Raw genomic sequence first — 21,425 nt, forward strand, 5'->3', positions numbered from 1 at the left:
CCGCCATGCTGCAGATGCTCGAAAAAACCGTCGCCCACAACGGGCTCGTCGCGTCGTTCGCGCTGGTCGGCCTGATCATGTGGCTGTCGTCGATCGCGTCGCGCAAGCTGACGTTCGGCCGCGTGCACGGCTCCGCGATCGCGATCGTGATCGGTCTCGCGCTCGCGTACGTCGGCGGCGCGTTCACCGGCGGCGAAAAGGGAATCGCCGACGTGCCGCTGTTCGCGGGTGTCGGCCTGATGGGCGGCGCGATGCTGCGCGATTTCGCGATCGTCGCGACCGCGTTCGAAGTGCAGCCGACCGAGGCGCGCAAGGCCGGGCTCGTCGGCGTCGTGTCGCTGCTGCTCGGCACCGTGCTGCCGTTCATCGTCGGCGCATGCATCGCGCGCGCGTTCGGCTACACCGACGCGGTCAGCATGACGACGATCGGCGCGGGCGCCGTCACCTACATCGTCGGGCCCGTCACCGGCGCGGCGATCGGCGCGAGTTCCGACGTGATCGCGCTGAGCATCGCCACCGGGCTCGTGAAGGCGATCATCGTGATGGTCGGCACGCCGGTCGCGGCCGGCTTCATGGGCCTGAAGACGCCGCGCTCCGCGATGATCTTCGGCGGCCTCGCGGGCACCGTCAGCGGCGTGAGCGCGGGGCTCGCCGCGACCGACCGCCGGCTGGTCCCGTACGGCGCGCTGGTCGCGACGTTCCATACGGGCGTCGGCTGCCTGCTCGGGCCCTCGGTGCTCTACTTCACGACCCGCGCGCTGGTCGGCGCATAGCGCCCCGCGGTGCGGCTCCCGCGCGTGGGCCGCATCCATCGCGGCGTCCTCTGAGTCGCATTCGTCAACATCATCAATCGGCGGCGGCGCCCGGCTTAGAATGCCGCTGAACCATCGAAGCGGGAGAACTGTTCATGACGGGATGGAATCACGCGCGGCAGGCGCGCGATGCACGGCTCGCGGCCGGCGCGGCTTACGCGCAGGGCAAGCGGGTCGATGCGCGCGACACCGTCGCGTTGCTCGAAGCGGTGCTGCGGCCCGGCGACCGCGTGTGCCTCGAAGGCGACAACCAGAAGCAGGCCGACCTGCTCGCGACGGCGCTCGCCGACGTCGACAGCGCGAAGATCCACGACCTGCACATGGTGCAGTCGGGCGTCGTGCTGCCCGAGCATCTCGACGTGTTCGAGCGCGGCATCGCGAAGCGCCTCGATTTCGCGTACTCGGGCCCGCAGTCGCAGCGCATCGCGAAGCTGCTGTTCGGCGGCAAGATCGCGCTCGGCGCGGTGCATACCTATCTCGAGCTGTTCGCGCGCTACTTCATCGATCTGACGCCGCAGGTCGCGCTGATCGCGGCGGTCAGCGCCGACCGTGACGGCAACCTGTACACGGGCCCGAACACCGAGGACACGCCGACCGTCGTCGAGGCCACGGCATTCAAGGACGGCATCGTGATCGCGCAGGTCGATCGCATCGTCGACAAGGTGCCGCGCGTCGACATCCCGGGCGACCGCGTGCATTTCGTCGTCGAGGCCGGCCGGCCGTTCTACGTCGAGCCGCTGTTCACCCGCGATCCGGCCGCGATCACCGAAACGCAGATCCTCACCGCGATGCTCGCGATCAAGGGCATCTACGAGCCGTACGGCATCAAGCGCCTGAACCACGGGATCGGCTTCAACACGGCCGCGATCGAGCTGCTGCTGCCGACCTACGGCGAGAAGCTCGGGCTGAAGGGCAAGGTCTGCACGCACTGGGCGCTCAATCCGCATCCGACGCTGATTCCCGCGATCGAGTCGGGCTGGGTCGAGCAGGTGCACTGCTTCGGCTCCGAAGTCGGGATGGACGACTACATCCGCGAACGGTCCGACGTGTGGTTCACGGGCCCCGACGGGTCGCTGCGCTCGAATCGCGCGTTCTGCCAGACGGCCGGCCTCTACGCGTGCGACATGTTCATCGGCTCGACGCTGCAGATCGACCTGTCCGGCCATTCGTCGACGGTCACGGCCGAGCGCATCGCCGGCTTCGGCGGCGCGCCGAACATGGGCAGCGACGCGCGCGGCCGGCGCCATCCGAGCGCGCCGTGGCTGAAGGCCGGCGCGGAAGCCGACCCCGACACGCCGGCGGCGCTCAGGCGCGGCCGCAAGCTCGTCGTGCAGATCGGCGAGACGTTCGGCGACAAGAACGTGCCGATGTTCGTCGAGAAGCTCGACGCGCTGAAGCTCGCCGACAAGCTGCAGCTCGACCTCGCGCCGATCATGGTCTACGGCGACGACGTCACGCACATCGTCACCGAGGAAGGGATCGCGAACCTGCTGATGTGTCGCGACAAGGACGAACGCGAGCACGCGATCCGCGGCGTCGCCGGTTATACGGAGATCGGCCGCGGCCGTGACCGGAAGATGGTCGAGCGGCTGCGCGAACGCGGCGTGATCCGCCGCCCGGAGGATCTCGGCATCGATCCGCTCGACGCCGACCGTCGCTGGCTCGCCGCGCGTTCGATCAAGGATCTCGTGCACTGGTCGGGCGGGCTCTATGCGCCGCCGGCGCGGTTCCGCAACTGGTGAGGAAGAGGGCATGGAACAGTTGAACTATCGCTTCACCGCGCGCGAACGCGCGAAGGGCGAGCAGGCCGCGGCGCTCGTCGGCGTGGTCGCGTCCGGCAATCTCGAGGTGCTCGTCGAGCGCGTGCTGCCGGGCAACGAATGCGAGATCGACATCCGCACCGCGGCGGTCGGTTTCGGTGCGGTATGGCAGGCCGTCGTGTCGGATTTCGTCGAGCGGCGCACGCCGGGCGGCCTGAAACTGTCGATCAACGACGGCGGCGCGCGGCCCGACATGGTGTCGCTGCGGCTCGCGCAGGCCGTGCGCGCGATCGAGGGGGATGCACGATGAGCGACGTGATCCACGACGCACCGGCGTTCGTCGCGAACGGCGCGAGCTGGTACGAGGCGTCGGCGCGGCAGCGCATCGACGGACTGCTCGACACGGGCAGCTTCGACGAATTCCTCGGGCCGGCCGAGCGCGTGACGAGCCCGCACCTGCCGCTGTTCGACCTGCCGCAGCAGTTCGACGACGGGATGGTGGTCGGCCACGGGCGGCTCGATGGCCGGCCGGTGTTCGTCGCCGCGCAGGAAGGCCGCTTCATGGGCGGCGCGTTCGGCGAGGTGCACGGCGCGAAGCTCACCGGGCTGCTGCGCGCCGCGCGCGAAATCGGCAAGCCGGTGCTGATCCTGTTCGATACGGGCGGCGTGCGGCTGCAGGAAGCGAACGCGGGCGAGCTCGCGATCGCCGAGATCATGCGTGCGCTCGTCGACGCGCGCGCGGCCGGCGTGCCGGTGATCGGGCTGATCGGCGGGCGTGCGGGCTGCTACGGCGGCGGCGGGTTGCTCGCCGCGTGCTGTTCGGCGCTCGCGGTGTCGGAGCAGGGGCGCATCAGCGTGTCGGGCCCCGAAGTGATCGAGACCAATCGCGGCGTCGAGGAATTCGATTCGAAGGATCGCGCGCTGATCTGGCGCACGATGGGCGGCAAGCACCGGCGGCTGATCGGCGGTGCCGACCGTTACGTGGCCGACACGCCGGACGCGTTCCGCGCGGCGGCGCTCGAGCTGATCGGCCGCGCGCCGAGGTTCGATGCGGCGATGCTGCGCGCGGAACAGGCGCGCCTGGAAGCGCGTGTCGCCCGGTTCGGCGCATGCAGGGATGCGCTCGACGTGTGGCGCATGCTCGGGGCCGATCAGCCCGAGGCGATTCCCGGCATGCCCGACGACGCATTCGCCATGCTCGCCGACCAGTTACAGGAGCCGCAGCATGACGGTCGATGAAGTACTGAATTCGCTGTTTCCGAAGGGCCATTCGATCGTGCGTCACGGCGGCCTGCTGACCGGCCATGCGGAACTGGCCGGCGCGCGGGTCGACGTGATCGGCGTCACCGACCGCTTGCCGTTCGGCATCGACGAAGCGCTGACGCTCGCGTCGCAGGTGCTCGACACGGTCGCGCGCGGCGGCGACACGCCGATCGTCGTGCTCGTCGACAGCGACAGCCAGCGGATGAGCAAGCGCGACGAGCTGCTCGGCCTGAACGAAGGGCTGTCGCATCTCGCGAAGTGCCTGATGCATGCCGATCTCGCCGGGCACCGGACGATCGGCGTGCTGTACGGCCACACCGCCGCCGGCGCGTTCATCGCGACCGCGCTCGCGACGCGCACGCTGCTCGCGGTGCCGGGCGCCGAGCCGGAGGTGATGGACCTGCCGTCGATGTCGCGCGTGACCAAGCTGCCGATCGACGTGCTGAAGGAGATGTCGCGTACGACGCCGGTGTTCGCGCCGGGGCTCGACAATCTCGTGAAGATGGGCGCCGTCGACGCCGTGCTCGACCCGGCCCGCGCGCTCGACGCACAGGTCGGCGAATGGCTCGGCAAACCGGCCGACCGAATCGACCGGCGCGCGTCGCGCGGCCGGCCGGTCGCGACCGACGTCGCGCAGCGCGTCGAGGCACTCGCGCGTGCCGCGCGCTGAGCTGCCGCTGCGCCGCCACACGCTCGTCACGCTGACGGCGGCCGGGTGGGACGCGGCGTTCGCGCGCGACCGCGCGCTCGCGGGCGATCCGCTCGTGCGCGCATGGGCCGGACGCGGCTGGCCGCTGATCGTGCGCCGCGCGTCGCCGGATGAAGCCGGCGCCGGCCGCGTGCCGCTCGGCATGCCGCTGCCGCCGGCGGCGGGCAAGCGGCGTATCGCGCTGAACGTCGCCGCCGACGCGCTCGCGACGGTCGGCCCGCTGCCCGCGCTGGCCGATGTGCTCGGCGCCGCGCCCGACGCATGGCACGTACCGCTGCGCGCGCTCGACGCGCTCGGCGCGCGCAGCGGCGTGCAGGGGCGCGTGTTCGGCAGCCTCGCGTGGCAGGCACTGACGGGCGAGCCGTACCTGGGCCCGTCGTCCGACCTCGACATCGTGTTTCCGCTGCCGGATGCCACGTCGCTCCGGCCGTTGCTCGACGGTCTCGCGGCGATCGACGCGCACGCGCCGATGCGCATCGACGGCGAACTGCTGCGCGCCGACGGCGCGGGCGTCAACTGGCGCGAACTGCATGCGCGGCGCCCCGAAGTCGCGGTCAAGACCGCGGTCGCCGTCGAATTGATGGCGGCCGACGCATTCGCCGGAGGCGCGCGATGAGCGCATGGGCTGCCTGCCGCGTAGCGGCGCCGTCGGATGCCGAGCGCATCGCCGCGCTGGCCGAGCGCAGCCTCGTGCTCGAGATCGAGACTTATCCGAAGCCGGGTCTCGTCAGCCATGTCGACACCGGCAGTCACACCGACATGGATGCCGCGACGTTCGCGCGCAGCGCCGCGGTGCTGCGGCCGTACTTCGCGGCACTCGCCGACGCGGGCGCACGCGACGCGGACATGGCGGTGCTGCGCAAGATCGGCCTGCGTGCCGAACACGCGATGCTCGCCGCGACCGGCGGCGTCAATACGCATCGCGGCGCGATCTTCGGGCTCGGGCTGCTGTGCGCGGCCGCGGGCCGGCGCGCGGTGCCGGGCGCGGTGCCTAACGGGACGACGCTCGGCGCGTTCGTCTCCGGCCGCTGGGGTGCCGACATCCTCGGCGGCCCGCGTTTGCCCGACAGCCATGGCGAGCGGGCGAGCCGCCGCTACGGAGTCGGCGGCGCGCGTCGCGAAGCGGCTGACGGCTTCCCGACCGTGTACGGGGTCGGGTTGCCCGCGCTGCGCCGCGCGCGGCGCGACCTGCCCGGCGATCCGGAAGCCGCGCGCGTCGACGCGTGCTTTGCGCTGATCGCCGCGCTCGACGACACGAATCTGTTGCACCGGGGCGGGCAGCACGGCCTCGATTTCGCGCGGGCGACCGCTCGTGCGTTCGTCGCCCGCGGCGGCGTGCGGGCGCGTGACTGGCGGCTGCGCGCGGCCGCCGCGCACCGTGCGTTCGTCGCACGCCGATTGAGCCCGGGCGGCGCGGCCGACCTGCTCGCGATGAGCGTATTCGTCGATGCGCTCGACGCCGACGGGCACCCGCGATGACGCTGGCCATCCTCTGTTCGGGGCAGGGCGCGCAGCGCGCCGACATGTTCGACCTGACGGGCGCCGCGCCGCAGGCCGACGCCGTGTTCGCCCATGCCGGCCGGCTCCTTGGCGACGATCCGCGCGCGTGGGTCCGGCAGGCCGGGCCGGACGCGCTGCGCGAGAACCGCGCCGCGCAGATCCTCTGCACGACCCAGGCGCTCGCGGCCGCCGCGCTGCTCGATACGGCGTGGCCGCGCCGGCGCTGCGTCGCCGGCTACAGCGTCGGCGAGGTCGGTTCGTGGAGCGTCGCGGGGATGATCGAGCCGCATGACGCGCTCGACCTGGCCGATGCGCGCGCGCGCGCGATGGATGCGGCGAGCGGCGGCGACGAGCGGATGGTGTTCGTGCGCGGCCTGACGCGCGCGCGGCTCGCGTCGTTGTGCGACGGCCGCGATGCGGCCATCGCGATCGCGAATCCCGGCGACGCGTTCGTCGTCGCGGGGCGCCAGGCCGACGTCGATGCGGTGGCCGACGATGCGGCGCGCGCCGGCGCATTGCGCGTCGCACCGGTCTGCGTGCGGATCGCGTCGCACACGCGCCGGCTCGCGGCGGCCGTGCCGGTGTTTCGCACGGCGCTTGCCGCGACGCACGTCCGGCGGCCGCTGCCCGGCACGCGGCTGTTTTCCGGGATCGACGGGGCGTCGGTGCTCGACGTCGACGCGGGCCTCGACAAGCTCGCGCGGCAGATCGCGGAGCCGGTCGAGTGGGCGGCCTGTCTCGCCGCCTGCGTCGAGGCCGGTGCGACGGCGTTTCTCGAACTGGGCCCCGGGCGCGCGCTGGCCGAGATGGCCGGCGGCGCGTACCCGGCGTTGCCGGCGCGCAGCCTCGCGGATTTCCGTTCCGTCGACGGCGTGACGAGCTGGCTCGCGCGCGTCGCGGCCTGACCCGCGGCTCGAAAAACGGGCTGAAACACAGTCGTCGCGCCCGCGTTCCAGGCGGGGTGTTGCGCCGGCGCAGCAGCGTCGCAGCCGGTGCTTGCCACGCGAATTGGCATCGCTACAATGGCGCCCGCCATGAGACCAGCCGCCATCCTTCTCGCCGCGCTGTGCTGCGCGACGAGCGCCCACGCCAGCCAGATTCCGTCCGACGCCGCGTCGGTCGGCACATACTTTTCGTATGACAACGCGGCGGCCGACGCGACCGTCGACCTGATCGAACAGGCCCAGCGTCGCGTGCTGCTGGCGGGCTATACGCACGTGCCGCCGGCTGTCGCGGGCGCGTTGCGCGCGGCCCGTGCGCGCGGAGTCGAGGTGCGTGTCGTGCTCGTGCGCTCGCCGCGCGCGGGCCGCTACAGCGGCGCCGGTTTTCTGAAATCCGCGGGCATCGACGTCGCGATCGATTCACGGCATGGCGATCCGGCACCGCGCTTCGTGATCGTCGACGACAGCGTCGCGCTGACGACGCTGTCCGACGGTGCGGCCGCCCATGCGGAAACGGTGAATGTGTTCCAGCGCGCGCCCGAGCTTGCGCAATCCTATGCGCAGTCGTTCTGGCGGCTGTACCGGCAGGCCGGCGGCCTCTGATCCCTTCCTTCGGCGTCGCGTGCGCCGGTATGGCCCTGCTTGCATCGGCGCGGCCGATGCACCATGCTCGTTGACAAGGCGCCGGCGCAGGTTTCGCGCATCCGGCGCAACGGCAGGGAGCCGATCGTGACCGAGTGTTTTGCCGATCGCGCCGATGCCGGCCGCCAGCTGGCCGACGCATTGCGCGATTACGCGGGGCGGAGCGACGTCGTCGTGCTCGCGTTGCCGCGCGGCGGCGTGCCCGTCGCGTATCCGGTCGCCTGCGCGCTGCGCGCGCCGCTCGACGTGCTGGTCGTGCGCAAGCTCGGCGTGCCGTTCGATCCCGAGCTCGCGATGGGTGCGATCGCGACCGGTGGCGCGATGTATCTGCAGCGTTCGGTGATCCGCTCGATGGGCGTGTCGGACGGGCAGCTCGCCGACGTGATCGTGCGCGAGACGGCCGAGCTGCATCGCCGTGAGGCGTTGTATCGCGGCGCCGTGCCGCCGCTGCCGGTCGACGGACGCATCGCGATCGTCGTCGACGACGGCGTCGCGACCGGCGCGTCGATGCGCGTCGCGCTGCAGGCGTTGCGCGAGCGCCGCCCCGCACGCATCGTCGCGGCGGTACCGGTCGCGCCGGCGAGCGCGCGGCACGCGTTCGACGATCTGGCCGACGCCTTCGTCACGGTGTCGCAGCCGCTGCGGTTCTTCGGGATCAGCCCGTTCTACGCCCGCTTCGAGCAGACGAGCGACGACGAGGTGCGCAGGCTGCTCGACGCGGCGCGCCACTGAAGCCGCATCACGGCCGCCTGGCGCGGCGCGTGCGCGGGCGGGCCGCTTCCGCCAGCGCGAACACGCGCTGCAGCGCCGGATGGACGTCGCCGCGCCAGCGCGGCCCGGTAAACAGCCCGTAGTGATCGCAATCGTCGATGTCGACGCGATGGCGTTCGCCGGCCGTGAGGCCGCGGCACAGGTCGAGCGCCGCGTGCGTCTGGCCGGCGCCCGTGACCGCGTCGCGCGCGCCTTCGACGGTCAGCAGCGCGACGCCGCGCAGCGCGGCCGGCTCGACGCGCGTGCCGCCGACGTCCCACGTGCCGGTCGCGAGGCTCATGCGCTGGAACACGATGTCGACCGTGTCGAGGAAATAATCGGCCGGCATGTCGAGCAGCGCCGTGTATTCGAGCAGCGCCCGTCGCGCACCGGCGAGCCCGGCCATGTCGAAGCGTGACGCGGCCAGCGCGTAGGCCTCGATCAGCGTGAGGAAGCGCTGCGGATACAGCAGCGCGATCTCGCCCTGCTGCAGGTAGGTCGGGAACACGTGGCGGCCGTGCCCCGCGAAACCGGGCGGCACGATGTCGATCAGGTGGCGGCGGCACCAGTCGAGCGAGTGGGTGGCGGCGGCGGTGCCGAGTGCGCTCGGGTTCCGGCGCGCGTCGAGCGGGCCGCCGATCAGCGTGATGCTCGCGGGCGGTGCGAGGCCGCGCGCGGCACGCAGCGCGAGCGCGCCGAGCGCCGGCACGGTGGCCTGGCACACGGCGACGACGTGCAGCGGCCGGGCGTCGTGCGCGAGGCCGTCGACGAAGCCGTCGAGCAGCGCGACGTACTCGTCGAGCCCGAAGCGGCCTGCTGCAGGCGGCACGTCGCGCGCATTGCGCCAGTCGGTCACGCAGACGTCGCCGTCGGCGAGCAGCGTCTCGACGGTTTCCCGCATCATCACGGCCGCGTGCCCGGCGAGCGGCGCGCACAGCAGCACCGTGCGCCGTGCGTCGGCGCGCACGAAGCGCCGCAGGTCGCAGAACGGCGTGCGGGCGACGACGCGTTCGTCGACGGCCGGCCGCCCGATGTCGAAGCGCGGCGGCCCGGCCGACGGGCCGAGCAGCGGTTCGAACAGGTCGTCGTAGCACGACGACGCAGCGTGCGGCAGCGTGGCCGCGGGCCATGCGTCGAACGCGTGCCGCGTCGCCGCGCGCCAGGCGCGCATCCATTCCCGCTGCTGCTCGACGAGGGCATACCACATGGCGAACCTTGGGGCGGAAGGGGGCGTGAATCTTCATTATGGTCACTGTGGCCGCGCAGCGGGAGCCGAAAGCGCGGCCGTCTGCTTAGCATCAAGCGTGCGGGCGCGCTGGCCGGTGCGGCGCGACACTGCTACAGTCGTCGGTCCCATCCCCCCCAGAAGCGGAGCGTTTGCGATGAAGCTGATCGGCATGCTGGATTCCCCGTTCGTGCGCCGTGTCGCCATTTCGGCGAAGCTGCTCGACCTGCCGTTCGAACACCATTCGATCTCGGTGTTTCGTCATTTCGAGCAGTTCGGCACCTTCAACCCGGTCGTCAAGGCGCCGACGCTGGTGACCGACGACGGCTCGACGCTGATCGATTCGTCGCTGATCGTCGACTATCTCGATCATTGCGTCGCGCCCGAGCGGCGCCTGCTGCCCGACACCGCCGATGCGCGGTTGCGCGTGCTCGTGCCCGTCGGGTTCGCGCTGGCGGCGGCCGAAAAGACCGTCCAGGTCGTCTACGAGCAGGCGCTGCGACCGGCCGACAAGCAGCACGCGCCGTGGCTCGAGCGCGTGCTGGGCCAGCTTGAGGCCGCATACGGCGCACTGGAGCCGCTCGTCGCGGCCGCGAACGGCTGGTTAGGCGGTGCGCGCCTGCTGCAATCCGACGTGACGGTCGCGGTCGCATGGCGTTTCACGCAATTCATGGCGGCCGATTACCCGGCGCTCGCGCGGATCGATCCGGCCCGCTATCCGGCGCTGGCCGCGCATTCGGCACGGGCCGAGACGCTGCCGGCATTCGTCGAAACGCCGCTCGCGTAGGCCGAGTGCCTTGTCCGGCAAGGGTTTGCCGATTGTTCGCAACCGCTGACAAGTGACTTCGCATTCGCGCTGTTTATCCGGAAGCGGCCGGTCCCTAGAATCCACTCCATCGAATGACGCATTGCCAGATGGAGCCGATGATGAAAGCCCTGATCGAATCGAGCCTGTACCACCCGTCCGTCGTGTTGCCGCTCGCCGCGCTGACGCAGCTGATGGTCGAGCGCGATTTCAATCTCGGCCAGGTCGGATTGATCATGGCGACGCGCGGTGCCCAGGCGGCCGTGTCGCGTTCGCGCGAGCTGATCTTCTGCCGCCATTGCGAAGCGCGCGCGTGAAGGCGGCCGCATCGAAAGGATGAAAAAAAGCCCGGCCGGCGCAAGCCGGTCGGGCGGATCGGGTTCGATCGAGCCCCGGCTGCGGCCGGGGCTTTTTCATTGGGCGACGCTCACGCCCGTGCCGGCGTCGCGACGTCGTACATCTGCGGCGCATCGTCCTCTTCACGCAGCTTGCGCGCGAGCTGGTGCGCCTCGCGACGCGTCGCGACGGCCGGCGGCGAGCCCTTCAGCGGCTGGCGCGCGGTTTCGGCGAGCGCGACGACCGACACGATGCCGATCACGGCGGCGCCCATCATGTAATACGCGGGCATCATCAGGTTGTGCGTCACGTCGACGAGCCACGCGGTCATCAGCGGCGTCGTGCCGCCGAACAGCGATACCGACACGTTGAAGCCGATCGCGAGCGCGCCGTAGCGGATCTCGGTCGGGAACAGCGCCGGCAGCGCCGACGGCATCACGCCGGTGAAGCACGACAGCAGCACGCCGAGGATCAGCAGGCCGCCGAACACCGACGCCGTGGTGCCCGCGTGAATCAGCATCATCGACGGGATCGACAGCACGAGCAGGCCGACACAGCCGGCGAGCATCACGGGCTTGCGGCCGATCTTGTCCGACAGGCGGCCGGCGTACAGCGTCATCGGCATCATCAGCACCATCACGATCAGCACGAGCACGAGGCTGTGCGATTCGTCGAAGTGCAGCGTCGACGACATGAAGCTCGGCAGGTACGACAGCACCATGTAGTCGGTCACGTTGAAGATCAGCACGAGGCCGACGCACAGCAGCAGCGCACGCCAGTTGCGCATCAGCGTCTCGCGGAACCGCGCCTTCGGCACGGCCTTGTCCTGCGCTTCGCGCTCTTCGGCCTGGCGCTTGAACGCGGGCGTTTCCTCGAGCCGCATCCGGATGTAGAGGCCGATCAGGCCGAGCGGGCCGGCGATCAGGAACGGCACGCGCCAGCCCCACGACAGCAGCGCTTCCTGCGACAGCGACGCGGTGAGCAGCGCGACGACGCCGGCGCCCATCACGTAGCCGATCAGCGTGCCGAACTCGAGGAAGCTGCCCATGAAGCCGCGGCGCTTGTCGGTCGAGAATTCGGCGATGAAGGTGGCGGCGCCGCCGTACTCGCCGCCGGTCGAGAAGCCCTGCACGAGGCGGGCGACAAGCAGCAGCACGGGCGCCATGATGCCGATCGACGCGTAGCTCGGGATCAGGCCGATCGCGAAGGTGCCGACGGCCATCATGATCATCGTCGCGGCGAGCACGCGCTGGCGGCCGATGCGATCGCCGAGCGGGCCGAACACCATGCCGCCGAGCGGGCGCACGAGGAACGCGGCCGCGAACGTGCCGAAGGTCGCGAGCAGCTGCGCGGACGGGCTGCTGGACGGGAAGAACACCTTGCCGAGCGTGACGGCGATGTAGCTGTAGACGCCGAAGTCGAACCATTCCATCGCGTTGCCGATGGCCATCGCGCTGACGGCGCGCTTGAGCAGGCTCTGGTCGACGACGGTGATGTCGTCCGCGGCGAGCGGAGCCTCGCCGGACGGCGAAGCGGTGGAAGAAGCAGCGGTCGGGCTGACGTGTGTTGCGGTCAAGGTCATGCACTCCTTTGACTGCGCCGGAACGGGCGGGCCGTCCGACACGGTTTGCCGGCGAGCGCGATGTCGGGTGCGGCGCGTCGGGGCAGACCATTAAGCGCTTACTGCACAAGGGGCAGCAAAAGGCCGTAAGGGGCTGCTTCGACGCGGGCCCGATGGGCCGTCGCGACAGTGCGCTCATGAAGAATGGGCCGCGTGATGCAGGCGGCGGATGCCGGTGCGGACGAAGGGTCCGGTGTTCCGGCAACGCCCCGGAGGGGCAACGAAACGAGAAAAGCGGGCCTGTCGGGCGGGCTTTCCTGTGGGTGCAATTTCGGTCGAAAGGCCGGCCCGCAACGCGCGGACGGGTTTCTCCCGAAATCGAATAGACAGAGATTGAATGTTGAAACAGGCGACATGATAGCACGATGACGGATGATCGTGCAAATTGCCGGGAGACGCCCGCCTGGCGGGGGATTCGGCGCGGCCTGCTCGGGTATGATCGGCGACGCGCGGCGGGGCCGTGCAGCGCCCGGCGACGGGGGCCGAATTCACGAGGAACCGGATGACCGAACTGATCAGGATCGCGGCGCTGTTCGCCGCTACCGCGCTGGCCGAAATCGTCGGCTGCTACCTGCCGTGGCTCGTGCTGAAGGACGGGCGTCCGGCCTGGCTGCTGGTGCCGGCCGCGCTCTCGCTCGCGCTGTTCGCGTGGCTGCTGACGCTGCACCCGAGCGCGGCCGGGCGCACTTATGCCGCGTACGGCGGCGTCTACATCGCGGTGGCGCTGGTGTGGTTGCGGGTGGTCGACGGCGTCGCGCTGACCCGCTGGGACGTGGCCGGCGCGGCGCTCGCGCTCGGCGGGATGGCCGTCATCGCGCTGCAGCCGCGCGCGTAAGCGCGGCCGCGGCGGGTATGGGCAGGCGTCAGGCCGCTTCCGCGGCGCCTTCGTCGGCGGACTTGCGCCACACGCAGGTGCCCTTGACCGACTTGTCGAGCTCGTCGAGCTGCGCCTGGTGCGCGGCGAGTTCGTCGTCGCTCGCGACCACGACGGCCAGGTCGAGCGTGGCGAGCGAGACGCGCTGGCCGTTCGCCGCGCCGCCGTCGGCGCCCGCGTCGTCGAGCATGTCGATCACGAGGCTGTCCTGGCCGCGCGTCATCGCGAGATACACCTCGGCGAGCAGCTCCGAGTCGAGCAGTGCGCCGTGCAGCGTGCGGTGCGCGTTGCTGATGCCGAAGCGGTCGCACAGCGCGTCGAGCGAGTTGCGCTTGCCTGGGAACATCTGCTTGGCCTGCACGAGCGTGTCGATCACGCCGCCGCAATGTTCGGTGAACGGCGGCAGGCCGAGCCGCGCGAATTCCGCGTCGAGAAAGCCAAGGTCGAACGGCGCGTTGTGGATGATCAGCTCGGCGTCCTTCACGAAGTCGCGGATCTGGTCGGCGACTTCCGCGAATTTCGGTTTGTCGCTGAGGAATTCGGTCGTGAGGCCGTGCACCGCCAGCGCGCCCGGATCGCTGTCGCGCTCGGGGTTCACGTAGAAATGCAGGTTGTTGCCGGTGAGCCGCCGGTTCAGCAGCTCGACGCAGCCGATTTCGATGAGGCGGTCGCCCGTGCGGGCGTTCAGGCCGGTGGTTTCGGTATCGAGAATGATCTGGCGCATGTCGGGGAAAACGAAGAAAACAGGGGAACGGCCGGCGTTCAGGCCGTGAGCGATTCGACGCCGCGATTGGCGAGCGCGTCCGCGCGCTCGTTTTCGGGGTGGCCCGCGTGGCCCTTGACCCAGCGCCACTCGACTTCATGCTGCGCGACGAGCGCGTCGAGCCGCTTCCACAGGTCGGCGTTCTTCACGGGTGTTTTCGCCGCGGTGACCCAGCCTTTTTTCTTCCAGCCGTGGATCCACTCGCTGATGCCTTTCTGCACGTACTGCGAGTCGGTATGGACGATCACCTGGCACGGCCGCTTCAGCGCTTCGAGCGCGGCGATCACGCCCATCAGCTCCATGCGGTTGTTGGTCGTGTTCGGTTCGCCGCCGAACAGCTCCTTCTCCTTGTCGCCGTAGCGCATCAGTGCGCCCCAGCCGCCGGGGCCGGGGTTGCCCTTGCAGGCGCCGTCGGTATAGATGTCGATGGTATCGATTGTCATGAATGTTCTTGATGGGTGGTCGGGGAGGCCGCCGGCGTCAGGCCCGGGGCGAGCACGGGCTTCTTCATCTTGATCTGGCCGACGAGGCGCATGCCGCGCACGCGCTTGACGGCCGTCACCATGTAGACGGCGCCGAAGATCGGCCACCAGCGGTCGCCGGCGGCCTCCATGAAGCCGTAGCGGGCCAGCCACTTGTCGGTGACGAGCGGCGGGCGGTAGCAGCCGAAGCGGCCGCGTTCGAGGTCGAAACCGAGCAGCTTGATCCAGTCCTTGAGCCGGATGAACGCGATCTGGTCGCGCGTGGCCGGCACGAACGGGTGGTTCGCCATGCGCCCGAACGACTGGCGCATGCCCCACAGGCTGAGCGAATTGAAGCCGGTGATCACGAGCTGGCCTTCCGGCATCAGCACGCGCTCGGCCTCGCGCAGCAGGCGGTGCGGGTCGGACGTGAATTCGAGCGTGTGCGGCATCACGATCAGGTCGACGCTCTGCGACTCGAACGGCAGGTCGAGCAGGTCGCACCAGGTCGTGCTGCGATCGGCGGGCGCATGCTCGGGTGCGTGCGCCTCGCGTGCCCACGGGTACTGGTACGGCGCGCTCGCGCCGCTCGCCGGGTCGAGCACGAGGCCGCGATACGGCATGCGGTTCTCGCGCAACGCGTCGAGCTGCGGCAAGCCGAGCTGCAGCGCGTGGAACCCGAAGACGTCGGACACGATCCGGTCGAGCTGCGCCTGCTCCCAGCCCAGCACGTAGCGGCCGGGAGGCGAGTCGGTCCAGGCGGGCCAGTCTATAATTTGACGGTCAGACATAACGATGATTGCGCGCCCATGAACGAGCTGGAATACGTGCCGGTTCCGGCATTCGAAGACAACTATATCTGGCTCGTCTCGGACGGCCGCGATGCAATCGCCGTCGATCCGGGTGAAGCCGCGCCCGTACGCCGGGTTCTTGCCGAACGAGGCTGGCGGTTGACCGCTATTTTACTCACGCACCACCACGCCGACCATGTCGGCGGTGTCGAGGCGCTGCGCGATAGCCAACCGGCCGATGCGCCGCTGGCGGTATACGGCCCCGCGGCCGAAGCGATCGGCGTGGTCACGCGGCCGCTGGCGGGCGGCGATCGCGTGACGCTCGACGCGCCGGCCGTCGCGTTCGACGTGCTCGACGTACCCGGTCATACGCGCGGCCACATCGCCTATTTCCAGGCGGCCGGGCCGCGCAACGCGGCGCCGCACGTGTTCTGCGGCGACACGCTGTTCTCGTGCGGGTGCGGCCGCCTGTTCGAAGGCACGCCCGCGCAGATGCTCGCGTCGCTCGACGCGCTCGCGGCGCTGCCGGGCGACACGCGCGTGCATTGCGCACACGAATACACGCTGTCCAATATCCGCTTCGCGCTCGCGTGCGAGCCCGGCAATGCGGCGCTCGCCGCGTGGCGCGACGAAGCGCAGGCGCTGCGCGCGCGTGGCGTGCCGACGCTGCCCACTACGATTGCTCACGAGCGTGCCGTTAACCCGTTCATGCGGGCGGACAGCGCGGCGATACATGCCACGCTCGAGGCCGAGCTGCACGAAACAGTGCCGGATCGTCTGGCGGCATTCACGCTGATGCGCGAGTGGAAAAACCGGTTCCGATGATGATTTCCGGAGGACTCCAAAGCTCAAGCGGTGTCTGTAAAAATTGCTCCAAATGTAGGATTTCGCTGAGTTTTCGGTGTTTTTATTGACGTGAAGCACGCACTTCCGTAGTATCGCCTGCAATTTCCAGCCGTCGGAAGCCGAGATTTTCATGCGACTTATATTGAGTGCGATGGTGGTCCTGCTACTCGCCGCTTGTGCGAGCCAGGCGCCTGTCGCCAACAACGCCGCCGATTCGCAGGCGACGTCCAACTACCTCCGTAAATCAGCCACCGCCAAAGAAACTGTCGACGTCGACAAGCAATCCGTCGGCGACCTGACCAGTGCCGACTCCGATCTGTGGGGGCGCATCCGCCGCGGCTTCCAGATGCCCGACCTGCAGAGCGACCTCGTCGACATGCAGACGACCTGGTACACGCAGCGTCCGGATTACGTGCAGCGCATGACCGAGCGCTCGCAGAAGTACCTGTATCACATCGTCGAGGAGCTCGAGGCGCGTCACATGCCGACCGAGCTCGCGCTGCTGCCGTTCATCGAGTCCGCGTACAACCCGCAGGCGCTGTCGGTCGCGAAGGCGGCCGGCATGTGGCAGTTCATGCCCGGCACGGGCCGCACGTACAACCTGAAGCGCAACATGTGGCAGGACGAGCGCCGCGACGTGCTCGCGTCGACGAGCGCCGCGCTCGACTACCTGTCGCGCCTGCATGACATGTTCGGCGACTGGTATCTGGCGCTGGCCGCGTACAACTGGGGCGAGGGCAACGTGCAGCGCGCGATCGCGCGCAACCAGGCGGCCGGCCTGCCGACCGACTACCAGAACCTGCGGATGCCGAACGAGACGCGCAACTACGTGCCGAAGCTGCAGGCGGTGAAGAACATCATCGCGAGCCCGCAGCAGTATGGCCTGACGCTGCCGGACATCCCGAACCACCCGTATTTCGTGACGGTCACGACCGCGCGCGACATCGACGTCGCGGTTGCCGCGAAGCTCGCGAACCTGTCGCTCGACGAGTTCCGCTCGCTGAACCCGTCGTTCTCGAAGCCGGTGATCCTCGGGGCGACCGAGCCGCAGATCCTGCTGCCGTTCGACAACGCGTCGGCGTTCGAGAAGAACCTGAAGACCTACAACGGCCAACTGTCGACGTGGACCACCTATACGGTGAGCGAGCGCGCGCGCCCGGCCGCGATCGCCGAGAAGATCGGCGTGGACGCCGATACGCTGATGTCGGTCAACAAGATTCCGGCCGGCATGCGCCTGAAGCCGGGCTCGACGATCGTCGTGCCGCGCGGCGACGACGATGACGAGGACATCAGCGCCGACGTCGCCGAAAACGGCGCGCTCGCGATGGAACCGGACGTACCCGACACGCGCAAGATGCTGATCCGCGTGCGCCGCAAGCAGTCGATGGCGGCGATCGCCGGCCGCTACGGCGTGTCGGTCGGTCAGTTGAAGGCGTGGAACCGCACGCACCGCGATCTCGCGATGCCGGGCCAGGCGCTCGTGCTGCACGTGCCGGTCGGCCGTTCGGTGCCGGCGGAACCCGGCCCGGAGCGGATCGCGACGTCGTCCGCCGGGGCGCACATCGAGCGTGCAAGCCTCGCGGTGGGCGGCAAGTCGCACGGCGCGAAGCGCGGTGCGGCAAAGCCGGCCGCCAGGTCGGCGAAGGCGGCGCCCGCGAAGGCCGCGCCGGCCAAGGCCGCGGCACACAAGGGCAAGAAGAAGTAACGCGGCTGCCCCGCGCAGCGGGCGGCCGGTCGGGTTCGCGCGATTGCGCTATCATCCGACGAAATGCGACGAAGCGCCGTCACCGAGGTGACGGCGTTTTCGTTTGTGCGCGGTGCGAGGGCGCCGTTTCGGATGTCTTCATATAACGAGGGGAAGTGATGTCGTCGGTGCAGGTGAGGGTGCTCGCGCTGTTTTCGGTCGGGTATTTTGTGTCGTACGTGTTTCGCGGCGTCAATCTGGGCTTCGCGCCGTTCGTCACGCACGAGCTCGGGCTGTCGGCCGCCGATCTCGGCCTGCTGACCAGCCTCTATTTCCTCGGCTTCGCGGGCGCGCAGATTCCGGCCGGCGTGATGCTCGACCACTTCGGCCCGCGTCGCGTGACGGCCGGCATGCTGCTGTTCGCGGCGGCCGGTGCGGCCGTGTTCGGCGCCGCGCACGGCCTCGGCACGATGATGATCGGCCGGCTGCTGATCGGCGTCGGCGTATCGGTATGTCTCGGCGCGGCATTCAAGGCACTCGCGCAGCATTTCCCCGTCGGCCGGCTGCCGCTCGTCAACGGCCTCGTGATGGCCGTGGGCGGCCTTGGCGGCGTGATGGTCGGCTCGCCGCTGACCTGGCTGCTCGGCTGGGCGAGCTGGCGCGCGATCTGTTTCGGCCTCGCGGTGCTGACGGTGGCCGTCGCGGCGTCGATCGGCTTCGGTGCGCCCGAGGCGAAGCAGGCGCGCCACCAGGGCGGCCTCGTCAGCCAGTTCAAGGGCACGTGGCACATCCTGAGCAGCCGCGCGTTCTGGAAGATCTCGTCATTCTCCGTCGTCACGCAGGGCGTGTTCTACGCGATGCAGTCGCTGTGGGTCGGGCCGTATCTGCGCGATGTCGCCGGTTTCGATGCGGCGCATGCCGCGCGCCTCGTGTCGGTGCTCGGCTTCGCGATGATGGCCGGCTGCGTCGGCTTCGGCGCGGCCGCGCGCGTGCTCGAGCGGCGCGGCGTGTCGGTCTACGCGTTCTGCGGCGTCGGCATGGCGCTGTTCGTCGCGACGCAACTGGCGATTGTCGCGCGCGTGCCGCTGCCGCCGGCCGCGCTGTGGGCGGCATACGGGATGTTTGGCGGCGTCGGCATCCTGACCTACGCGGTGATGGCCGGACACTTTCCCGCGCATCTGATCGGCCGCGCGAACACGACGCTCACGCTCGTGATCTTCCTGCTGATCTTCGCGTTCCAGATCGGCGTCGGCGCGGTGCTGTCGCACTGGCCGGCGGTCGACGGCCGTTATCCGGCGGCCGCGCACTTCACCGCGTGGGGCGTGTTGCTCGCGCTGCAGCTCGCGAGTGCGGCCTGGTACGTGTGGCCCGCGCGCGGCGCTGGCCAAGCGCACTGATCCGGCGGTACGCTGGCGGGTAGGGCGGTCCTGGAAACGGGGCCGCAGCGCGCCGCGCCGTGCGGCAGGGCGCGGCGCGCGTACGATCGGACGGCCATATCCATTGAAGATAGGGCCATTTTCAGGCTATAATTTGAAAGTTTGTGCTGATCAACCTCGCACCCTAGCGCCTACCTCTTTCATCCCGTTCATCCGCCGCACGCCGCCTGCCGGGCGATGCCGCGAAGCCTCGTGCGCCACGCGCCGGGTTCGCGACTCGACAACGCAGGCCGCGTCCAGCAAGCGACCACGCGCGCCCACGCAGCGCGGCGCTCGCGCGGCAGGGTAAACAGGTCGGCAGCAGGGTGTTCCCCAAGGAGCCTCCCGTGTTGCCGTCTTTTTCTCCCGCCTTGCTTGCACTCGCCGACGGCACGGTCTTTCGTGGTTATTCGATCGGGGCCGAAGGCCACACGATCGGCGAAGTCGTGTTCAATACCGCGATCACCGGCTATCAGGAAATCCTGACTGACCCGAGCTACTCGCGCCAGATCGTCACGCTCACCTACCCGCATATCGGCAACGTCGGCGTCAACGCCGAAGACGTCGAAGCCACGAAAGTCCATGCCGCCGGCCTGATCATCCGTGATCTGCCCACGCTCGCGTCGAATTTCCGCATGGACCGCACGCTCGGCGACTACCTGCGCGACGAAGGCGTCGTCGCGATCGCCGGCATCGACACCCGCAAGCTGACCCGCATCCTGCGCGACAAGGGCGCGCAGAACGGCTGCATCCTGACCGGCTCGGACGACGCAGCGAAGGCGATCGAGCTCGCGCGCTCGTTCCCGGGCCTCGCGGGCATGGACCTCGCGAAGGTCGTGTCGACCACGAAGCCGTTCGAGTGGAAGCAGACCGAATGGCGCCTCGAAGGCGGCTACGGCATGCAGGAAGCGCCGAAGTATCGCGTCGTCGCGTACGATTTCGGCGTCAAGTACAACATCCTGCGCATGCTCGCGGAGCGCGGCTGCCACGTGACGGTGCTGCCGGCGCAGGCGAGCGCGGCCGATGCGCTCGCGCTGAATCCGGACGGCATCTTCCTGTCGAACGGCCCCGGCGATCCGGAGCCCTGCGATTACGCGATCGCCGCCACGAAGGAATTCATCGCGCGCGGGGTGCCGACCTTCGGCATCTGCCTGGGCCACCAGATCATGGGCCTCGCGGTCGGCGCGAAGACGCTGAAGATGAAGACGGGCCACCACGGCGCGAACCATCCGGTGAAGGATCTCGGCGACGGCCGTGTCGTGATCACGTCGCAGAACCACGGCTTCGCGGTCGACGCCGATTCGCTGCCGGCCAATGCGCGCGTGACGCACGTGTCGCTGTTCGACGGCACGCTGCAGGGCTTCGAGCTGACCGACAAGCCGGCATTCTGCTTCCAGGGCCACCCGGAAGCGTCGCCCGGCCCGCACGACATCGGCTACCTGTTCGACCGTTTCACCGCGCTGATGGACGCGGCGAAACAGCGCAACGCCTAAGTCACTGACGCAACCGAAGGACGGGAGATTCACATCATGTTCGGCCACGCACTCGGCATCACGGATATCTGGACCTACGTGTTCGGCGTGATCTTCATCATCCTGCTGCCGGGACCGAACTCGATGTACGTGCTGTCGCTGGCGGCGCAGCGCGGCGTGAAGGCCGGCTACCGCGCGGCCTGCGGCGTGTTCGTCGGCGATACGGTGCTGATGGTGCTGTCCGCCGCGGGCGTCGCGTCGCTGCTGAAGGCGAACCCGCTGCTGTTCTCCGTCGTCAAGTACGGCGGCGCCGCGTATCTGCTGTACATCGGCACCGGGATGCTGCGCAGCGCGTGGCGCAAGCTGCGCGCGCGCGGCGACGCACCGGTCGATGCGCCGCAGGCGGTTGACGGCGAGCGGCCCTTCCGGAAAGCGCTGATCGTGAGCCTGCTGAATCCGAAGGCGATCCTGTTCTTCATCTCGTTCTTCATCCAGTTCGTCGACCCGGCATTTCCGCATCCCGCGCTGTCGTTCGTCGTGCTCGGGGCGATCGCGCAATGCGCGAGCTTCCTGTACCTGAGCACGCTGATCTTCGCGGGCGCGCGGCTCGCCGAGCATTTCCGCCGCCGCCGCAAGCTTGCGGCAGGCGCGGCGAGCAGCGTGGGCGGCCTGTTCATCGGTTTCTCGGTGAAGCTTGCGCTCGCGACCATGAGCTGAGCGCTGCCGGCCGACCCACGACAACGATTACTTATTGA

23 protein-coding genes are annotated in these 21,425 nt (G+C 69.7%); 18 read left to right on the top strand and 5 right to left on the bottom strand.

Features of this window, described 5'->3' with window-relative positions; all coding sequences use genetic code 11:
- The first annotated feature begins 5 nt into the window (after nt 1–5).
- From madM to WJ12_RS06285, 10 genes are all read left to right on the top strand, one after another.
- Nucleotides 6–773, top strand: a complete 768-nt coding sequence (madM, locus tag WJ12_RS06240; protein ID WP_034186631.1) for a malonate transporter subunit MadM — start codon at nt 6–8, stop codon at nt 771–773.
- 134 nt (nt 774–907) lie between these two features.
- Nucleotides 908–2,554, top strand: a complete 1,647-nt coding sequence (gene mdcA, locus WJ12_RS06245) for a malonate decarboxylase subunit alpha (RefSeq protein WP_034186632.1) — start codon at nt 908–910, stop codon at nt 2,552–2,554.
- A gap of 10 nt (nt 2,555–2,564) precedes the next feature.
- Nucleotides 2,565–2,882: a malonate decarboxylase acyl carrier protein gene (gene mdcC / locus WJ12_RS06250; protein ID WP_034200771.1), complete on the top strand. Its 318-nt coding sequence runs from the start codon at nt 2,565–2,567 to the stop codon at nt 2,880–2,882.
- Nucleotides 2,879–3,811 (top strand): biotin-independent malonate decarboxylase subunit beta, encoded by a 933-nt coding sequence (locus tag WJ12_RS06255; protein WP_069245606.1) that lies wholly within the window; start codon nt 2,879–2,881, stop codon nt 3,809–3,811. The genes mdcC and WJ12_RS06255 overlap by 4 nt, the downstream gene beginning before the upstream one ends.
- A complete protein-coding gene (gene mdcE, locus WJ12_RS06260) occupies nt 3,798–4,505 on the top strand; it encodes a biotin-independent malonate decarboxylase subunit gamma (protein WP_069245607.1) in 708 nt (235 codons plus the stop codon). Before WJ12_RS06255 ends, mdcE begins: the two co-directional genes overlap by 14 nt.
- Complete coding sequence (gene mdcG, locus WJ12_RS06265) at nt 4,492–5,160, top strand: malonate decarboxylase holo-[acyl-carrier-protein] synthase (RefSeq protein ID WP_034186636.1); 669 nt, start codon at nt 4,492–4,494, stop codon at nt 5,158–5,160. The genes mdcE and mdcG overlap by 14 nt, the downstream gene beginning before the upstream one ends.
- Nucleotides 5,157–6,023, top strand: coding sequence for a triphosphoribosyl-dephospho-CoA synthase MdcB (gene mdcB / locus WJ12_RS06270; protein WP_034186637.1), 867 nt, complete (start codon nt 5,157–5,159; stop codon nt 6,021–6,023). The genes mdcG and mdcB overlap by 4 nt, the downstream gene beginning before the upstream one ends.
- Entirely contained in the window at nt 6,020–6,949 is a 930-nt protein-coding gene (locus WJ12_RS06275) for an acyltransferase domain-containing protein (protein WP_034186638.1), read from the top strand. Before mdcB ends, WJ12_RS06275 begins: the two co-directional genes overlap by 4 nt.
- 117 nt (nt 6,950–7,066) lie before the next feature.
- Nucleotides 7,067–7,588 (top strand): phospholipase D-like domain-containing protein, encoded by a 522-nt coding sequence (locus WJ12_RS06280; RefSeq protein ID WP_034186639.1) that lies wholly within the window; start codon nt 7,067–7,069, stop codon nt 7,586–7,588.
- 126 nt (nt 7,589–7,714) lie between these two features.
- Entirely contained in the window at nt 7,715–8,359 is a 645-nt protein-coding gene (locus tag WJ12_RS06285) for a phosphoribosyltransferase (RefSeq protein WP_404823989.1), read from the top strand.
- Nucleotides 8,360–8,366: 7 nt separating this feature from the next.
- On the opposite strand, the gene WJ12_RS06290 is transcribed toward WJ12_RS06285, so the two are convergent.
- Nucleotides 8,367–9,584, bottom strand: a complete 1,218-nt coding sequence (locus WJ12_RS06290; RefSeq protein WP_034186640.1) for a polyhydroxyalkanoate depolymerase — start codon at nt 9,582–9,584, stop codon at nt 8,367–8,369.
- A gap of 175 nt (nt 9,585–9,759) precedes the next feature.
- On the opposite strand from WJ12_RS06290, the gene WJ12_RS06295 reads away from it, so the two are divergent.
- Both WJ12_RS06295 and WJ12_RS06300 read left to right on the top strand, forming a co-directional pair.
- A complete protein-coding gene (locus tag WJ12_RS06295; RefSeq protein WP_034186641.1) occupies nt 9,760–10,389 on the top strand; it encodes a glutathione S-transferase family protein in 630 nt (209 codons plus the stop codon).
- Between the two features lie 128 nt (nt 10,390–10,517).
- Complete coding sequence (locus tag WJ12_RS06300; protein WP_034186642.1) at nt 10,518–10,724, top strand: hypothetical protein; 207 nt, start codon at nt 10,518–10,520, stop codon at nt 10,722–10,724.
- Between the two features lie 110 nt (nt 10,725–10,834).
- Here the strand turns inward: WJ12_RS06300 and proP are convergent, their stop codons facing one another.
- Nucleotides 10,835–12,325, bottom strand: a complete 1,491-nt coding sequence (gene proP, locus WJ12_RS06305) for a glycine betaine/L-proline transporter ProP (protein ID WP_034186643.1) — start codon at nt 12,323–12,325, stop codon at nt 10,835–10,837.
- Nucleotides 12,326–12,866: 541 nt separating this feature from the next.
- Between proP and WJ12_RS06310 the strand changes: the two genes are divergently transcribed.
- Entirely contained in the window at nt 12,867–13,199 is a 333-nt protein-coding gene (locus tag WJ12_RS06310) for a YnfA family protein (protein ID WP_034186644.1), read from the top strand.
- Between the two features lie 28 nt (nt 13,200–13,227).
- Here WJ12_RS06310 and dnaQ read toward each other — a convergent pair whose 3' ends face one another.
- From dnaQ to WJ12_RS06325, 3 genes are read right to left on the bottom strand one after another with little or no spacing between them, the layout of a single operon-like run.
- Nucleotides 13,228–13,962 (bottom strand): DNA polymerase III subunit epsilon, encoded by a 735-nt coding sequence (dnaQ, locus tag WJ12_RS06315; protein WP_059560541.1) that lies wholly within the window; start codon nt 13,960–13,962, stop codon nt 13,228–13,230.
- A gap of 38 nt (nt 13,963–14,000) precedes the next feature.
- The gene (rnhA, locus tag WJ12_RS06320) at nt 14,001–14,444 is read right to left on the bottom strand and encodes a ribonuclease HI (protein ID WP_021163370.1); all 444 of its coding nucleotides are present in this window, start codon (nt 14,442–14,444) and stop codon (nt 14,001–14,003) included.
- Nucleotides 14,441–15,253 (bottom strand): class I SAM-dependent methyltransferase, encoded by an 813-nt coding sequence (locus WJ12_RS06325; RefSeq protein WP_034186646.1) that lies wholly within the window; start codon nt 15,251–15,253, stop codon nt 14,441–14,443. The genes rnhA and WJ12_RS06325 overlap by 4 nt, the downstream gene beginning before the upstream one ends.
- Nucleotides 15,254–15,271: 18 nt before the next feature.
- Here WJ12_RS06325 and gloB point away from each other — a divergent pair, with 18 nt between their 5' ends.
- From gloB to leuE, 5 genes are all read left to right on the top strand, one after another.
- Nucleotides 15,272–16,078 (top strand): hydroxyacylglutathione hydrolase, encoded by an 807-nt coding sequence (gloB, locus tag WJ12_RS06330; protein WP_034186647.1) that lies wholly within the window; start codon nt 15,272–15,274, stop codon nt 16,076–16,078.
- 151 nt (nt 16,079–16,229) lie between these two features.
- Entirely contained in the window at nt 16,230–17,804 is a 1,575-nt protein-coding gene (locus WJ12_RS06335; RefSeq protein ID WP_034186648.1) for a transglycosylase SLT domain-containing protein, read from the top strand.
- A 158-nt stretch (nt 17,805–17,962) separates the two neighbouring features.
- The gene (locus tag WJ12_RS06340; RefSeq protein ID WP_034186649.1) at nt 17,963–19,180 is read left to right on the top strand and encodes an MFS transporter; all 1,218 of its coding nucleotides are present in this window, start codon (nt 17,963–17,965) and stop codon (nt 19,178–19,180) included.
- 365 nt (nt 19,181–19,545) lie between these two features.
- The gene (gene carA / locus WJ12_RS06345; RefSeq protein ID WP_049033901.1) at nt 19,546–20,691 is read left to right on the top strand and encodes a glutamine-hydrolyzing carbamoyl-phosphate synthase small subunit; all 1,146 of its coding nucleotides are present in this window, start codon (nt 19,546–19,548) and stop codon (nt 20,689–20,691) included.
- A gap of 36 nt (nt 20,692–20,727) precedes the next feature.
- A complete protein-coding gene (gene leuE / locus WJ12_RS06350; protein WP_034186651.1) occupies nt 20,728–21,387 on the top strand; it encodes a leucine efflux protein LeuE in 660 nt (219 codons plus the stop codon).
- The last annotated feature ends 38 nt before the right edge of the window (nt 21,388–21,425 follow it).

Origin of the sequence: Burkholderia seminalis (assembly GCF_001718535.1) — a bacterium.
Classification (GTDB): Bacteria; Pseudomonadota; Gammaproteobacteria; order Burkholderiales; family Burkholderiaceae; genus Burkholderia; species Burkholderia seminalis.

Excerpts from the sequence above, each read along its gene's own strand:
- mdcC (WP_034200771.1), top strand. The coding sequence starts at position 2,565 with ATGGAACAGTTGAACTATCGCTTCACCGCGCGCGAACGCGCGAAGGGC.
- mdcE (WP_069245607.1), top strand. The coding sequence starts at position 3,798 with ATGACGGTCGATGAAGTACTGAATTCGCTGTTTCCGAAGGGCCATTCG.
- WJ12_RS06280 (WP_034186639.1), top strand. The coding sequence starts at position 7,067 with ATGGCGCCCGCCATGAGACCAGCCGCCATCCTTCTCGCCGCGCTGTGC.
- proP (WP_034186643.1), bottom strand. The coding sequence starts at position 12,325 with ATGACCTTGACCGCAACACACGTCAGCCCGACCGCTGCTTCTTCCACC.
- WJ12_RS06290 (WP_034186640.1), bottom strand. The coding sequence starts at position 9,584 with ATGTGGTATGCCCTCGTCGAGCAGCAGCGGGAATGGATGCGCGCCTGG.
- WJ12_RS06310 (WP_034186644.1), top strand. The coding sequence starts at position 12,867 with ATGACCGAACTGATCAGGATCGCGGCGCTGTTCGCCGCTACCGCGCTG.
- rnhA (WP_021163370.1), bottom strand. The coding sequence starts at position 14,444 with ATGACAATCGATACCATCGACATCTATACCGACGGCGCCTGCAAGGGC.
- WJ12_RS06255 (WP_069245606.1), top strand. The coding sequence starts at position 2,879 with ATGAGCGACGTGATCCACGACGCACCGGCGTTCGTCGCGAACGGCGCG.
- leuE (WP_034186651.1), top strand. The coding sequence starts at position 20,728 with ATGTTCGGCCACGCACTCGGCATCACGGATATCTGGACCTACGTGTTC.
- WJ12_RS06300 (WP_034186642.1), top strand. The coding sequence starts at position 10,518 with ATGGAGCCGATGATGAAAGCCCTGATCGAATCGAGCCTGTACCACCCG.
- WJ12_RS06335 (WP_034186648.1), top strand. The coding sequence starts at position 16,230 with ATGCGACTTATATTGAGTGCGATGGTGGTCCTGCTACTCGCCGCTTGT.
- mdcB (WP_034186637.1), top strand. The coding sequence starts at position 5,157 with ATGAGCGCATGGGCTGCCTGCCGCGTAGCGGCGCCGTCGGATGCCGAG.
- WJ12_RS06340 (WP_034186649.1), top strand. The coding sequence starts at position 17,963 with ATGTCGTCGGTGCAGGTGAGGGTGCTCGCGCTGTTTTCGGTCGGGTAT.
- dnaQ (WP_059560541.1), bottom strand. The coding sequence starts at position 13,962 with ATGCGCCAGATCATTCTCGATACCGAAACCACCGGCCTGAACGCCCGC.
- gloB (WP_034186647.1), top strand. The coding sequence starts at position 15,272 with ATGAACGAGCTGGAATACGTGCCGGTTCCGGCATTCGAAGACAACTAT.
- WJ12_RS06295 (WP_034186641.1), top strand. The coding sequence starts at position 9,760 with ATGAAGCTGATCGGCATGCTGGATTCCCCGTTCGTGCGCCGTGTCGCC.
- mdcA (WP_034186632.1), top strand. The coding sequence starts at position 908 with ATGACGGGATGGAATCACGCGCGGCAGGCGCGCGATGCACGGCTCGCG.
- madM (WP_034186631.1), top strand. The coding sequence starts at position 6 with ATGCTGCAGATGCTCGAAAAAACCGTCGCCCACAACGGGCTCGTCGCG.
- WJ12_RS06325 (WP_034186646.1), bottom strand. The coding sequence starts at position 15,253 with ATGTCTGACCGTCAAATTATAGACTGGCCCGCCTGGACCGACTCGCCT.
- WJ12_RS06275 (WP_034186638.1), top strand. The coding sequence starts at position 6,020 with ATGACGCTGGCCATCCTCTGTTCGGGGCAGGGCGCGCAGCGCGCCGAC.